General features: G+C 57.2%; 17 protein-coding genes. 4 read left to right on the forward strand and 13 right to left on the reverse strand.

The genetic code is table 11. The annotated features are described in order from the left end of the window. Positions 1-206: 206 nt before the first annotated feature. The 10 genes from HZA03_07015 to HZA03_07060 form a co-directional block, all read right to left on the reverse strand. Positions 207-440 (reverse strand): hypothetical protein, encoded by a 234-nt coding sequence (locus tag HZA03_07015; GenBank protein MBI5637700.1) that lies wholly within the window; start codon positions 438-440, stop codon positions 207-209. Between the two features lie 7 nt (positions 441-447). Further along, complete coding sequence (locus HZA03_07020; GenBank protein MBI5637701.1) at positions 448-1,929, reverse strand: glycosyltransferase family 39 protein; 1,482 nt, start codon at positions 1,927-1,929, stop codon at positions 448-450. Between the two features lie 13 nt (positions 1,930-1,942). After that, positions 1,943-2,740 carry a UDP-2,3-diacylglucosamine diphosphatase LpxI gene (lpxI, locus tag HZA03_07025; GenBank protein MBI5637702.1) on the reverse strand — a complete coding sequence of 266 codons (798 nt, stop codon included), beginning with the start codon at positions 2,738-2,740 and terminating at the stop codon, positions 1,943-1,945. Continuing rightward, on the reverse strand, positions 2,740-3,708 hold the full coding sequence (locus tag HZA03_07030) for a Gfo/Idh/MocA family oxidoreductase (protein MBI5637703.1): 969 nt from the start codon (positions 3,706-3,708) through the stop codon (positions 2,740-2,742). The genes lpxI and HZA03_07030 overlap by 1 nt, the downstream gene beginning before the upstream one ends. Positions 3,709-3,810: 102 nt before the next feature. Next, positions 3,811-4,218 (reverse strand): hemerythrin family protein, encoded by a 408-nt coding sequence (locus HZA03_07035; GenBank protein ID MBI5637704.1) that lies wholly within the window; start codon positions 4,216-4,218, stop codon positions 3,811-3,813. A 347-nt stretch (positions 4,219-4,565) separates the two neighbouring features. Continuing rightward, positions 4,566-5,237 carry a hypothetical protein gene (locus HZA03_07040; GenBank protein ID MBI5637705.1) on the reverse strand — a complete coding sequence of 224 codons (672 nt, stop codon included), beginning with the start codon at positions 5,235-5,237 and terminating at the stop codon, positions 4,566-4,568. A 4-nt stretch (positions 5,238-5,241) separates the two neighbouring features. Continuing rightward, entirely contained in the window at positions 5,242-5,640 is a 399-nt protein-coding gene (locus HZA03_07045; protein MBI5637706.1) for a HEPN domain-containing protein, read from the reverse strand. Further along, complete coding sequence (locus tag HZA03_07050) at positions 5,627-5,947, reverse strand: nucleotidyltransferase domain-containing protein (protein MBI5637707.1); 321 nt, start codon at positions 5,945-5,947, stop codon at positions 5,627-5,629. Before HZA03_07050 ends, HZA03_07045 begins: the two co-directional genes overlap by 14 nt. A 44-nt stretch (positions 5,948-5,991) precedes the next feature. Beyond that, on the reverse strand, positions 5,992-6,639 hold the full coding sequence (locus HZA03_07055; GenBank protein ID MBI5637708.1) for a DedA family protein: 648 nt from the start codon (positions 6,637-6,639) through the stop codon (positions 5,992-5,994). Positions 6,640-6,641: 2 nt separating this feature from the next. After that, a complete protein-coding gene (locus HZA03_07060; GenBank protein MBI5637709.1) occupies positions 6,642-7,175 on the reverse strand; it encodes a YqhA family protein in 534 nt (177 codons plus the stop codon). A 272-nt stretch (positions 7,176-7,447) separates the two neighbouring features. Between HZA03_07060 and HZA03_07065 the strand changes: the two genes are divergently transcribed. Beyond that, a complete protein-coding gene (locus HZA03_07065) occupies positions 7,448-8,065 on the forward strand; it encodes a hypothetical protein (protein ID MBI5637710.1) in 618 nt (205 codons plus the stop codon). Positions 8,066-8,172: 107 nt separating this feature from the next. Here HZA03_07065 and lpxA read toward each other — a convergent pair whose 3' ends face one another. Genes lpxA through lpxD form a run of 3 tightly spaced genes read right to left on the reverse strand, consistent with a single transcriptional unit; the run spans position 8,173 to position 10,409 of the window. Beyond that, positions 8,173-8,970, reverse strand: a complete 798-nt coding sequence (gene lpxA, locus HZA03_07070; protein MBI5637711.1) for an acyl-ACP--UDP-N-acetylglucosamine O-acyltransferase — start codon at positions 8,968-8,970, stop codon at positions 8,173-8,175. Then, on the reverse strand, positions 8,967-9,401 hold the full coding sequence (fabZ, locus tag HZA03_07075) for a 3-hydroxyacyl-ACP dehydratase FabZ (GenBank protein MBI5637712.1): 435 nt from the start codon (positions 9,399-9,401) through the stop codon (positions 8,967-8,969). Before fabZ ends, lpxA begins: the two co-directional genes overlap by 4 nt. A gap of 6 nt (positions 9,402-9,407) precedes the next feature. Next, on the reverse strand, positions 9,408-10,409 hold the full coding sequence (gene lpxD / locus HZA03_07080) for a UDP-3-O-(3-hydroxymyristoyl)glucosamine N-acyltransferase (GenBank protein MBI5637713.1): 1,002 nt from the start codon (positions 10,407-10,409) through the stop codon (positions 9,408-9,410). Positions 10,410-10,473: 64 nt separating this feature from the next. Here lpxD and HZA03_07085 point away from each other — a divergent pair, with 64 nt between their 5' ends. The 3 genes from HZA03_07085 to HZA03_07095 all read left to right on the forward strand — a co-directional run bounded on the left by HZA03_07085 (position 10,474) and on the right by HZA03_07095 (position 12,821). Further along, positions 10,474-10,806: a nucleotidyltransferase domain-containing protein gene (locus HZA03_07085; protein ID MBI5637714.1), complete on the forward strand. Its 333-nt coding sequence runs from the start codon at positions 10,474-10,476 to the stop codon at positions 10,804-10,806. A 61-nt stretch (positions 10,807-10,867) separates the two neighbouring features. Then, positions 10,868-11,197 (forward strand): HEPN domain-containing protein, encoded by a 330-nt coding sequence (locus tag HZA03_07090; GenBank protein ID MBI5637715.1) that lies wholly within the window; start codon positions 10,868-10,870, stop codon positions 11,195-11,197. A 181-nt stretch (positions 11,198-11,378) separates the two neighbouring features. Then, positions 11,379-12,821, forward strand: a complete 1,443-nt coding sequence (locus HZA03_07095) for a cobalamin B12-binding domain-containing protein (protein MBI5637716.1) — start codon at positions 11,379-11,381, stop codon at positions 12,819-12,821. The last annotated feature ends 3 nt before the right edge of the window (positions 12,822-12,824 follow it).

Consider the following 12,824-nt stretch of genomic DNA (forward strand, 5'->3'; position numbering starts at 1 on the left):
AATAGGTTGCCGCATCTGCGTGGTCGGTAAAAAAGGCAAATAAGAGAATAAGCAATAACCGTTTCATTGGGGCAACCCTCCATCCCAGGGATTCTTGCACTCGTAGTGAATTAAAGTCGGCCATTCCCAACGCTCGCAACCAACGCTTTCACTTAGGTCATCCAATGCAACCTCATCAGTCGCATTACCGGCGCCGTTGGCATGGTTCACATCAAAGCTGATTCCCTGACGGTGGTATTTGTGGGGAGTGCTCCACTCCCTGCCCCGGTCTTGGCGACAATGACTTTTTTTAGCGACTGGCCATAGGGGTTGTCCAATATAAGAACGTCATTGGCCCGCACCGTTGCCGCGTCAGCGCCGCTTATCACCGCGTTGTTCGCGCCGCTTTGCGTCACCGAAACGTTCATGCTTTCCAGCACCTTGGGCACCGTTGCCGCCATCGGAAAACTACTTTTCGCCGCGGAAGCCGTAGACGCGGTACAGCGTGAATTGGCGCACCGGCTGGCCGCCGCGATTGATGGTAATCTCTTTCGTTTTTTCCGCCCTATCGAAAAGGTAGAACGCGTCCGGCGGCTCCTCGAAACGGTTGTCCGCCACGAAGATGAAATCGGCCCCGGCGGGGGGGATTTTATCCGGAAAGAAATCAAACTGGTCGGTTGACCCGTTGAGACAATAGACCGGCGGTTTGTTGTGCGTGGCGAAGGCGAGTTGCGAGCACATCACCCAGTGGTGGGCCATCACGAATTTTCCGTGTGCGCCGGGGAGCGCCGCAAATTCCCCTTCCACCGCATGCCCCACTTCGGGCCAGCCGTGCAGCTCGTTGATGATGTCGTACTTCGGCTTCAACGGCAGGATGGGGTAAAACACATGGATGTAGGCTGCGGCGACCAGCGCGGCGGAAAGTCCGATGGCGGCATAGCTGAATTTTTTCCATTGTTCGCGCCGCACGGTCAAGTAGTGTCCCCACGCCATGTAGAGCGTGAGGTAGGCGAAGGCCGCCCAGTGCGGTTCGGAAGTGTGCGACCAAAGCCCGATGTAGTAGAAAAAAACGAGCGGCGGCACGCCGAGCCAGAAGATCGGCACGAAGCGCGTATCGCGTTCGGCGAAGAGCGATTTGCCGGCGCGGTACGCCACATACAACAATCCGAACCAGATGAGCGGCGACATATACAGCCCCTGCCCGCCCAAAAACTCGCCGCAGTGTTTCCACCCAAAATGCCGTTCCACGTTGCGGTCGACAAGGTGGAACTTGAACGAGGGGAAATTATTGATCACGTTCCAGGCTATCACCGGCGCGAAGGCGGCAAGCCCCAGCACGCCGCCGAGGTAAATATGCGGCTTTTTCAGGTGGTGGCGCAGATTGGGGTGGAAGCCGAGCATCAGCAATGCGGAAGGAACGAGCGGCGCCAGCATGTATTTCCCCAACAGCCCCACGCCGATGGCGAGGCCGGCGGGATACCAGAGGAGCGGCTTGTCCTCGCGCACCGCCTTCGCAGCGAGGTTCACGAAGAGCATCCAGAAAAATGCGGCCGGGATATCCGGCACCATCTGCAGCGCGCCGAAAGCGAACAGCGGCGACACGTTGAACAGCAGCAGCGCCCAAAAGCCGGTCTCGCGGCTGTTGAAGATGTCGTGGGCGGTTTTGTAGATAAGCCAACAGACGCCTATGAAGATAATGGCCGAGGGGAAACGCACCCAAAACGGCGTATCGCCGTGGATGGCGGTGGAAAACCGGATGAGCCACGCCACCAGCGGCGGGTGGTCGTAGTAGCTCAGGTCCATGTGGCGCGACCAGGTCCAGTAATACGATTCGCTGTCCCCCAGGCCGGTGGTTCCCATCACCGTGAGCCGGTAAAGGGTGAATGCGCCGACGAGGATCAGGGAGCGGGTGCGCCAGACGATGCCGGTTTCACTATGTTTTGAATCCACTGGTGCCGCGCCCTTATACGGCGGCCAGCACGATGTTGTGCCTATCGCAAAAAGCAATTACCGCGGGAAGATCGATAACCACCACGCCGCCAGCCTCCACGGCAAGCGCGGCCGCGCCGCACTCGGCCAGCAATTGCACGGTGCGTTCCCCCACGGCGGGGATGTCGTAGCGGCGGTCCTGATTCGGGCGGCTCGCCTTGATCATCACCGTTCCTTTTCCCCCCAGCCCGCAGCCGCGGCGGATCGCTTCGTCGGTTCCCTCCACCGCTTCCACGGCGAGCACCACGCCCTCTTTAACGATGATGGTCTGGCCGATCTCCTTGCCGGCCAGCTCGCGGCAAAGCGCCATGGAGCGTTCAAATTCCCCGGCCAGCGCGGCGGACGGCGCGATTTTTCCTAAAATCCCCTTTTGCGGGATGAGGGCCGGCAGCCAGTCGGTCTGTTTGGCCACAGTCATCCCCTCCCCCTCCAGTTCCGCGATGATGGCGGTCATGATGGAACGGTCGTCCTTTTGCAGCAGGCGCCCCATCATTTTCACGGCGCGCAGATCGAACTTCAGGTTTTCAAAAATCGCCGTCTTTTCGATTTTTCCAATGAGCACCACTTCGCGCACACCGGCGTCTTTAAAAACGCCTATCACCTTTTCGGCCTGCCCGAGGCCGCAACGATGCACCGTGGCGAGGCCGTTGAGCGCGTCGGCCGATTCCGCCTGGAAGCATACGGCAACAACCGGACGGCCGCGTTGATGCGCGGTTTCACAGACGATACGGGGAAGCGAGCCGCCGCCGGCGATAAGGCCGAGAGGCTCCATTACTTTCCGCCGCGGCAAAGATCAAGTATCTGGAGCGCCAGCTTGAGCGAGCGGAGTTCGTCTTCCACGCTTACCCTGCGGTCGGCTTCCCCTTTCGCGCAGGCGATGAGGTGGCGCAGTTCGAGGCGGAGCGGGTTGTCGCGGTGGACGAAGATCCGTTCGGAGGTCGATTCTTCCTTGTATTTAAGCTCCTGCCGGCTCACCTCGGTGGCGGCGCGGGCCAGCCGGTGTACATGGATTTCCTGGTCGGCGAAATTGAGGCTGACAAAATGCTCCTTGCAGGAGATGGTCATCATGCGCGACTTGTGCTGCGTCACCCGGCTGGCGGTGAAGGTGGCCAATGTGCCGTTGGCGAATTTCACCTGCACGTCCACCACGTCTTCCATTTGGGAAAAGACTTTGGCGCCGATGACGTGTATCCGCTCCGGCTCGGAATTGACGAGGCCCAGCACGATGTCGATGTCGTGGATCATGAGGTCGAGCACCACGCTGTCGTCTTTCACCCGCGGGTCGAACGGCCCCATCCGGCTGCACTGGATGAGCAGCGGCTCCGGGGCGATCTTGTGCAGTTCCTGCACCGCGCCGTTGAAGCGCTCGATGTGCCCCACATGCAGCACCACCCCCTTGGCGGCGGCGAGATCGAACAGCTCTTTGGCGTGTTCGTAATTGTTGGAAACCGGTTTTTCGACGATGGCGTGTTTGCCCGCGCCGAGCACCGCCATGCCGACCGCGTGGTGCAGGGGGGTGGGCACCGCCACGCAGACCACGTCCACATGGGGAAGCATCTCGCGGTAATCGGCAAAGTATTGAACGCGGTACTTGTCGGCGACGGCCCGGCCCCGGACGGCGCTGACGTCCGACACGGCGGCAAGCCGCACTTCCGGCATTTCGGAAAGGACATTCACGTGGAACTGCCCCATTCGTCCGGTGCCGATAACCCCTACACGCGGTTTTCCTTCTATCTGCATATGGGGGGAATTATAACACCGCCGCGCCGAAAGAAAACGGGGCACTTGCTGAACTAAAAAAAAGCCCGTCACCACGGGAGACGGGCTTTTTTCCGGGAACTTTTACTTCACACCCTTACCGATCAGATAATCCTTGTACAGCATATCCGTCTTGAGGATATGGTTGTACAGCCAGTCTTTCAGGAAAACCATGACGGCCATCGATAACACGGCTTTTCCGCTATTAAAATTGTTCAGAACATCGGAGGCCTGCTTCGTCAGTTCGTCGTGTTCCTTCTTGTGCGCGGCTGTGTTGGGATAGGCAAATTTTTTAAAATACTCTTCTTCGGTGGCGAAATGCGAGACGGTGTATTTCACCAGCTCGTCGAGTATTTTCCCCGTGATCTCTTTGCCTTTTCCTTGCGGTATCGCTTCGCTCAACTCGTTTACCATGCCGAAGAGCTTTTTGTGTTGGTCATCGATGCTTTTTATTCCGACGCTGTATTTTTCTTCCCAGGGAATAAATGCCATAAATACCTCCAATTCCACCTTATTAGTCCAATTTGCCCCGGCAAAACGGGCGTTACATCGAGACCTTTAGTGGCATACATATCAGTGTTGCGGGAGGAAGTCAAACGGATTACGCGCGCTTGGGGAGGCGGCGGTTGCGGAAAAATTCCACCGCGGCGGGATTTATGCGCCCGTCACCGCCGAAAGATTTTGTATCTCCTTTTTTAGTTCTATGACTTCCAGATGAGGGGGGCAATCGCTCCAATTGTGATGCCAGCAAACAATCACATCGCATCGCATCCATCCGGTGCATGACCATGCTCTTTAAAGTTGCGGCTTTCAAACTCGAATTCGATTTTCACCCTTTGCTATCGGCCATTGGGGATGCGGCGCTTGGCCTCACAGTCGGGGAACCCGGGCTGTATTGCCTCCACGGAATAGCCAAGTTCATTTGCCACCATGCCAAATATGAAAATGACTCCGTTTTCGTTAACCGGCTCGTGGCGAAGTCCCCGGAAGTCCAAAGGATTTCCATAGGTGGTTCTGTCATCCAATTTGGAATGTTTTGGATTTTTAGAAGTGTTGCTTATTGTGATGGCGTCAGAATTGGATTTTTTCTCAAGAGGCTTGCTTTCGGGCAGCAAAGCCAATACATCCTCAAATCCGGGTTTGTTTTCAGCAAATTCCCTGAATTTGTCAGGTATGCCACTCCAATTTCCAAATCGTTTCCAAAACAACACCTGACTGTATTTTCCTTCTCTCCGGTATTCATTAGTGGTGGGTATTTTCCCTTTTCTTTTTACAAGTTTTGCCCAATCCTCAAGCAAAACATTGTCATCCAATTTTATGTTTTCTTCATTTGGCTTGAAACCTGCCGTACGGACAGCTTCATTCCAGCTTGTAAAATACTTTTGTATATGCCAATCAGCTATCTTTGAAAATTCTTTAAACTCCCTTCGGGAAGGGGTTCGGCCCAGTCTTTCTGCTAAGCTGTTTATCGAATCAAGAATCCGTTCTTTGGTTGGAAATTTTTCTTTCATAATATCAACCAATCGTTCCTTTAACCGCATCTCCTGTTTTGGCGGCAAGTTGCACGGCCTTTTGGGCGTCTTCAAGGGTTATATCCAATGGGCCGGGATAACGGAACTCCACCGCATACGGATTAAGGACTGTTATTTCTTCCAGAGAACCGGCGAGGGAAGGATTTTTGGCTGATATAAGGTCGAGAAGCTTTCCCAGATTATGCGTTTTTGAAAATTCGATTTGAAGATAAACCAACAGCCCTTTCAGGTATTTTTCAGCGGCTTGATGGGCATGGAAGGCTATGGCTTCAGGGAAGGGCGCATTTTCGTTCAAGAGGTGGGTGGCCAAAGCCAAGTCCTTGTCAGCTTTTTCCAGCCACTCCCGAACCATTTCCCTTTTAACTTGTTCAGGCGGCTTCATAGATTACCGTGCCGTACTTGTGCGCGGGATAGGCCAGCCCTCCAACCACTCCTTTGCTCTCTTCAAAGCGGACGGTGGACATGACCATCACATCGACCGGAAATTCAAGGCCGCGTAGCGCGCCCCCTATCCGCACCATCTCTTTGCGGGCGTTTTGGGGATGGTCTTCAAGCACCAGCAGGTCGATGTCGCTGTCTTTTGTCATGGCGCCCGTGGCGGCGGAACCGAACAGGATGATGCGGCGCGGTTTTGTGACGGAAAGTATCCTTTTCGTTATAACGTCAATAATATTCTGGTCAATTCCCATGCAGTTAATACTATCGGCATTGTGGGAGATGGTCAAACAGTGGATTACGCGCGCTTGGGGAGGCGGCGGTTGCGGAAAAATTCCACCGCGGCGGGAATGAACGAAATCACGATGATGCCAACGACGACCAGCCCGAAGTTGTTTTTCACCACCGGGATGTTGCCGAAAAAGTAGCCGCCGTAGAGCAGCGAGCCTATCCACGCCAGGCAGCCCACAACGGAATAGATGAGGAACTTCGGATAATTCATCGCGCCGATGCCGGCGACGAACGGCACGAAAGTGCGGAAGAGCGGCATGAAGCGGGCCAGAATCACCGCCTTGGCGCCATGCATTTCATAAAAAAGTTTCGTGCGGTCGAGATATTCTTCCTTCAAAAACGGCACCCAGCGCCATTTGAACACCTTGGGGCCGATGATGCCGCCGAGGGCGTAGTTGGTGATGTTCCCCAGCGTGGCCGCCGCCACCAGCGAAAAGAACAGCGTCTCGTGCGATAACGCGCCGCCGGCCGCCAGCGCGCCGAGCGCGAAGAGCAGCGAATCGCCGGGGAGGAACGGCGTCACCACCAGGCCGGTTTCTGCGAAGATGATGAGAAAGAGGATGGCATAGGTCCACGCGCCGTAGTCTTGCGCCAACGCGCCAAGGTGCGCGTCGATATGCATTATAAACGGCACGGCGCCGGAAATGAACTCCATCATCAGTGGTCTTCCCCTTTATTGCCGCCGTGTCCCTTGTGGGTCAGATAGATGGAAAGCGCGATAAGGAAGATGCCGATGGCGAGGTACAGCAGGCTCAGCACATCTTCATATTTGAAGTAGACGGCGTGCTTGAAAAAAGTGACTATCAACACCAGCAAGATGACCTTTGCCAGTTTTTCCTTCAGTTGATCGAGATCGTGGATGACAAGGATGCGCGACGATTTGGTGTCCGCTTCGGCGATGTCTATCTTGCTGATGAACAGCTCGTACAGCCCCATCCCGAAGATGAGGAGCACCGTGGCGATGAGATAGCTGTCCACCGCGGCGATGATATGCGTCACCGCAAGGGCGTGGAATTCCTCCATCCCTTCGGCGGCCGTGTGCAACAGCTCGGCGAAGACCTTGTACACATCGTATGTGCCGATGAAAATGAGCAGCATTGCCGACAGGATGGAGGCGGCTACGGCAAAGATGATTACCAGCCTGCTTTCCCACAGGATTCGCTCAACGACGCTCTCGATAGTTTTAAACATGAACTTTCATGGTCTCCTGAAAAGTTGGTTTTCGAACAAAGAATTGTAGCTGATTTTGCGGCCTGCCCACATCTTCTTTTTTAAATGGATAGGCATATCCCGCTGTCCCGATTCACAACAGGTGTCCTTGACCCCGCGGAGGACATGCTGCGCATGAATAGCCAAAACCCATGTTTTGCAAGGGGTTTATTTGCTGGCATGAAGAGTGCTTTCACAATGGGGTGAGCAACATGAAAAACCGGAACATAACAAAAACCTGAGAGAGAGAAAACATGAGAAACAATATTTCCCGCTTCGGCCCGGTTCTGTTAGCCGGCATTGCCGCGGGCTGGCTTTTAACCGGGTGCGGCACATCCTCATCCAATGCGGGTGGTAACGATGATGAAATAGAATCAACGTCGGACAACGAGCTTTCGCACGCACAGACCAGCGCCGACAACAATACCGGCGAACTCAACATAACCACCAGCACAACCGCCACCACGGCGACCACCGGCACAACCGCCACCTCCACCACGACGACCACCACCGGCCAGACCGCAACCTACACCGTGGCCTTTACTGTCAGCGCCGCGCCGGCCACCATTACCGCCACCACCACGCCGACCTTCACATGGATACCGGCCTCCGCCGTTTATAAGGTCTATGTAACGCTGGCCGGCTCCACCACCATCAAGTGGGGCCTTAAATGCGCCACCGTTGGCACCAACTGCATCAACAGTCCGGTGAACCTGGGCGATCAGACGGCCGCGGGAGCCACGGTAACGCTGATCGGCACCGCCCCGGCCGCCACGGCGTTGGCGGCTGGCGCCTATAACGCCGTCGTTGAAACCGCCAGCGCCACCGGCACCATTTCCCAGGCCGGCTGGACGGCGTTCACCGTTCAATAAGTCTCTACCTCCTCCCCGCCCGCCGGATTCCCCCCACTGGAACCGGCGGGTTTTTTTACTTGTCGGGATGGTGGAACGCTGGGGAAAACAGGCAACGCAAAGAGGCGTTATGCTTCGGGTTCTTCGCGGCTGTTTTTGCCGGTGGTGATACCGCGCTTGCTGTCGCCGATAAAGGCGATGATTTTTTTAATATACCCGCTTTCGTCCGGCAGGGCCGCCAGCCCTTCCTTGGCGGTCTTCAGATTGCCGCGCCCGGCGAAGAGGATTTTGAACGCCTGTTTTATCTCCGCCCGCGCCGCTTCTGAAAAGCCCTTCCGCTTGAGCCCCACCACGTTGAAGTTGCGGATGTGCGCGGGACTCCCTTCGGCCAGCATATAGGGAACCACATCCTGGACGATGCGGGCCATCCCGCCGATCATCGCGTATTCGCCTATCCGCACGAACTGGTGAATGCCCACCTGCCCGCCGATGATAACGTGGTTGTTCACCGTCACGCTGCCGGATAGCCCGGCATAGGTGGTGATGATCACGTTGTCGCCGATGGCGCAGTCATGCCCTATGTGCGTATTGGTCATGATCATGCAATCGTTGCCCACCACCGTCACGCCGTTTTCGTCCTTGCTCCGATGCATGGTGACAAGCTCGTGGATGTCGTTGTTCGCGCCGATGCGGACGAGGGAGGGGACTTCCTTCCAGTTCAGCATCTGCGGATCCCCCCCGATGAGCGAGCTGGCGCCGATCCTTGTTCCCTCCCCGATGCGCGCGTGATCCAACCAGACGTGCGGGCCGATGGCGCACCGGGGGCCGATTTCGACGTTGCCCCCGATGATGGCAAAGGGGCCGACCGTCGCGGCTGCGTCTATGCGCGCGTCCTTGTGGACAACGGCCGTGGGATGGATGCTCATTCTTCGATGCTCAACACGGCGGTGATGTCCGCTTTGCAGGCGAGTTCGTCCCCCACGTGCGCCGTGCCCGCCAGCCACCAGATGCGTTGCCGGGTTTTCGTTACCTTCAGGTCGAGGATGAGGGTATCCCCCGGAACGACGGGGCGCTTGAATTTCGCGCCGTCGATGCCGGCGAAGAGCGGTATCTTCTTGCCGGGGATGTCCTTGGCGCTTTTGATGGCGAGGTAGGCGGCGGCCTGCGCCATCGCTTCGATGATAAGCACGCCCGGCATGATCGGCTGCCCCGGGAAGTGGCCGGTGAAAAACGGCTCGTTGATGGTGACGTTCTTCACCGCCTTGATGTGTTCAAATTCTTTCATCTCCAGCACCCGGTCGATGAGCAGGAACGGGTAGCGGTGCGGGAGGGTTGCGATGATGTCCTTGATGTCCATGAGCGGTTATTCCCCTTTCTTTTCCAGCGCCGAGAGGCGGCGCAATGTTTCAGCTCCGCGCCGGTAGGCAACCTCGGCGCGCCGCCATTCGTTGATCGGCATGGCGTAGGCGCCGCCGAAGATGCCGGGGCCGATGTCGCCGGTGACGCCGGTTTTTCCCGCGATGAAGGTGTTGTCGGCGATGGTTACGTGGTCGGCTATCCCGGCCAGCCCGCCAATAGTGACATTTTTGCCGATGGTTACGGAACCGGCGACGCCGCATCCGGCGGCGATCACGGTCTGTTCGCCAATGACGCAGTTGTGGCCGATCTGCACCAGATTGTCGATCTTCACGCCGTCGCCGATCACCGTTTCATCCAGCATCGCCCGGTCGATGCAGGAATTCGCGCCGATCTCCACGTCGTCGCCTATCCGCACGCGGCCAATGTGGCGCACCTTGATCCGCCGCCCTTTTTCCCCAACGAGGTATTTGAAACCGTCCGCACCGATAACCGCGCCGGCGTGGATGATGGCCCGTTTGCCGACAACGGCGTTGGGATAGATGGTTACGTTGGGGTGGATGATGCCTCCATCGCCGATCTGTGTGTTTTCACCGATGGAAGCCGACTGGTGGACAATGACGTTATCGCCCAGCCGCACCCCCGCGCCGATGCAGACGCAGGGGCCGATATGGCATCCGTTACCCAGCTTCGCGTCCGGGTGGACGGAGGCGGAAGGGTGAATCCCGGCTGGCGGCCTTTTTTCCGGATGCAGCGCGTCCAACACTATTGCGAAGGCGATGTGTGTGTTTTTCACCTCGATGGTGTTGACCCCTTCCAGCCGTATGCCCGCGGGAACAATGACGCAGGCGGGACGGCGCGCGCCGAGCTGTTCAATGAACTTTTTATTTTCAATGAATACGATGCTGTCCGATCCCGCACTGGCGAGCGACGAACAGCGGTTAACTTCCTTTTCCGGGTCACCGGTGAGTACCCCTCCCACCAACGCCGCGATATTTTTTAAACGCATGGCGACATTGTATAGCGGCCCCCCGCCAAAAAAAAGGGGCCGTCGCATATGGTAAACTGTGTCGATGAAAAAGCTTTCAAAAGAGGAAGTGCTGCGGATTGTCCGGAAGCTTCATGTCGAGCTTGACCGCACATATGGAGACCGCTTGAAAGGCGTATACCTTTACGGATCATATGCGCGGGATGACGCGCGGGATGACAGCGATATTGACGTGGCAATAGTGCTGGCGGGCAAGGTGGATCGCACTGCTGAAACTCATAGGACAGTGGGAATATTTTCGGATATGTGCCTGACAGGGCGCTACCTTATAGTCCCCTTTTTCCTTTCGGTCGAGGAATACCAGGAAAAGCCGCTGGCTATTTTCAGGAGCATCGCCCGCGAAGGCGTTTTTGCATGAGAAGGGAAACCGCCGCGCACCTTGACCGCGCGGCTGAACTTCTTGGCGTGGCGCGGGAGAATTGTGCGGCAATGGGCATTTTGCCGATTCGGTAAGTCGTTCCTATTACGCTACCTTTCACGCGGCGACGGGTCTTTTAATGGCGATCAATATCGAAAGGGGTTCACATCACTCGCTTTGGTCGGCGTTCGGCGAGCATATCTCCGCTCCGGGCCTTTTGGATAAGAGGTACCATCGTTTGGCGCTGGATTTGTTCTATCAACGGTCGCAAGCTGATTACATGGCGGTTCCTGAAAGCACTGCGGAAGATGCCGCCACCGCGCTTAGGATGGCCACGGATTTTGTGACAGCCTGCCGCGCGTTTTTGGAAAACCGCGACAAAGGCGTATAGCCCCTTTATCGTCGGGTCGGTGCCTCAGTTTGGGATTGCCGCGGCCATCTTCGATGGCCTCGCAATGACCAATCACTGTCATTGCGAGCGTGAGCGAAGCAATCCCATTATCCATTCAAGCGGTAATTTCAAACTGAGACAGCGCCTTGCAACGTTCCCGCGCCGCCCTTACACTTGAGCGATGGCAGCAAAAATACTCTTTGTGGCCCCGCCGACCAACGCCACGAAACAGCTTACGCCTGATCTCGGCATCGGCTTCCTTGCATCCGCCCTGCGCGGCGCGGGGTTCGACGTGGATTTTATCGACGTGCGGCGCGACGGCTTTTCCCGCGCGGGATTCATCGAGCGGCTGCGGCGCGAACCGTATCTATTCGTCGGCGTAAAAGTTTTTTCCACCTCGCTGCCCGAGGCGAACGAGGTGCTGAACGCCGTGCGCGAGGCGCTGCCGCAAACCAAGATAATCATCGGCGGGCCCCATCCAACCTATGCCCCGGAAGACGCTCTCAAAAGCTGCCCCGCCGCCGACGTGGGCATTATCGGCGAGGGGGATACGGCGGTGATCGCGCTGGCCCGCGCCTTCGCCGAGGGGAAAAGCGTGGCCGATATCGAGGCTATCGCTTTCCGCGATGGCGGCGTGATACGGGTGAATGCGCGCAAGTCGTTCCTCGATCTCGAGCGGCTGCCGCTTCCGGCATGGGACCTTATCGATCCGCGCCGCTATGTTGGACACGAAGACCTCTGGTTCTTCAGCAAAGGAAAAGTGACCGCGCCGATATCGGTCGGCCGCGGCTGCCCGTTCAAATGCACTTTTTGCTCCGATTTCATCGTGGCGGGGCGCAACGTCCGCTACCGCCCCGTGGAAAAAGTGATGGATGAAATCGCGCTCCTCGTGAACGAATACGGCGTGGACGAGATACACCTCACCGATTCCATCTTCACCATCAACAAAAAGTACGTCTATTCCTTCTGCGAGAATTTGCAAAAACGAAACCTCAAAATCCACTGGGCCACACCGTACGGTACACGGCTGGATACGCTGGACGCGGAACTGCTGGGCGCAATGGAGCAGGCGGGCTGCTACGGCACCTCCGTCGGCATCGAGGCCGGCAGCGACCAAATGCTGGCGTTCATGAAGAAGGGGGTCACTGTCGCGTTGGTGGAGGAGAAGATAAAGCTCATCAAAGCAAACACCCGCTGGCTGGTGCAGGGGTTCTTTATCCTCGGCTATCCCACCGAAACGCGCGAGACGATGCGGGCTACCATCGACCTCGCCTGCCGCCTGCCGCTTGATATGGCGGTCTTCGCGCCGTTCCGCGCCACGCCGGGAACGGAAGTGGCGGCCTACCTCGCCGAACACGAGCCGGAATTCACCCCCGCGTGGGGCAACCAATCGGTGGAGCATCTGGTATACCATCCGCGCGGCATCGGCGTGGAAGAGATGGAGCGGTGGCACCGCCGCGCGTACCGCGCGTTTTATTTCCGCCCGCATGTGGCATGGCGCTATCTGACGATGATACGCGGCAAAAAGGAAATGCGCCTTCTCGCCGCCAAATTCAAGAACCGCATCTTCCGCCGCGCCTCCACCGAAGGGAACGCCGCCGCCCCTCCCGTCTGGGCCTCATGATAT

The sequence above is a fragment of the Nitrospinota bacterium genome (genome assembly GCA_016217735.1).
Classification (GTDB): domain Bacteria; phylum Nitrospinota_A; class UBA7883; order JACRGQ01; family JACRGQ01; genus JACRGQ01.

Coding starts and splice junctions, on each gene's coding strand:
- fabZ (MBI5637712.1), bottom strand. CDS start 9,401: ATGGACATCAAGGACATCATCGCAACCCTCCCGCACCGCTACCCGTTC.
- HZA03_07085 (MBI5637714.1), top strand. CDS start 10,474: ATGAAAAAGCTTTCAAAAGAGGAAGTGCTGCGGATTGTCCGGAAGCTT.
- HZA03_07030 (MBI5637703.1), bottom strand. CDS start 3,708: ATGCAGATAGAAGGAAAACCGCGTGTAGGGGTTATCGGCACCGGACGA.
- lpxA (MBI5637711.1), bottom strand. CDS start 8,970: ATGAGCATCCATCCCACGGCCGTTGTCCACAAGGACGCGCGCATAGAC.
- HZA03_07095 (MBI5637716.1), top strand. CDS start 11,379: ATGGCAGCAAAAATACTCTTTGTGGCCCCGCCGACCAACGCCACGAAA.
- HZA03_07065 (MBI5637710.1), top strand. CDS start 7,448: ATGAGAAACAATATTTCCCGCTTCGGCCCGGTTCTGTTAGCCGGCATT.
- HZA03_07015 (MBI5637700.1), bottom strand. CDS start 440: ATGGCGGCAACGGTGCCCAAGGTGCTGGAAAGCATGAACGTTTCGGTG.
- HZA03_07040 (MBI5637705.1), bottom strand. CDS start 5,237: ATGAAAGAAAAATTTCCAACCAAAGAACGGATTCTTGATTCGATAAAC.
- lpxD (MBI5637713.1), bottom strand. CDS start 10,409: ATGCGTTTAAAAAATATCGCGGCGTTGGTGGGAGGGGTACTCACCGGT.
- lpxI (MBI5637702.1), bottom strand. CDS start 2,740: ATGGAGCCTCTCGGCCTTATCGCCGGCGGCGGCTCGCTTCCCCGTATC.
- HZA03_07060 (MBI5637709.1), bottom strand. CDS start 7,175: ATGTTTAAAACTATCGAGAGCGTCGTTGAGCGAATCCTGTGGGAAAGC.
- HZA03_07055 (MBI5637708.1), bottom strand. CDS start 6,639: ATGGAGTTCATTTCCGGCGCCGTGCCGTTTATAATGCATATCGACGCG.
- HZA03_07045 (MBI5637706.1), bottom strand. CDS start 5,640: ATGAAGCCGCCTGAACAAGTTAAAAGGGAAATGGTTCGGGAGTGGCTG.
- HZA03_07050 (MBI5637707.1), bottom strand. CDS start 5,947: ATGGGAATTGACCAGAATATTATTGACGTTATAACGAAAAGGATACTT.
- HZA03_07035 (MBI5637704.1), bottom strand. CDS start 4,218: ATGGCATTTATTCCCTGGGAAGAAAAATACAGCGTCGGAATAAAAAGC.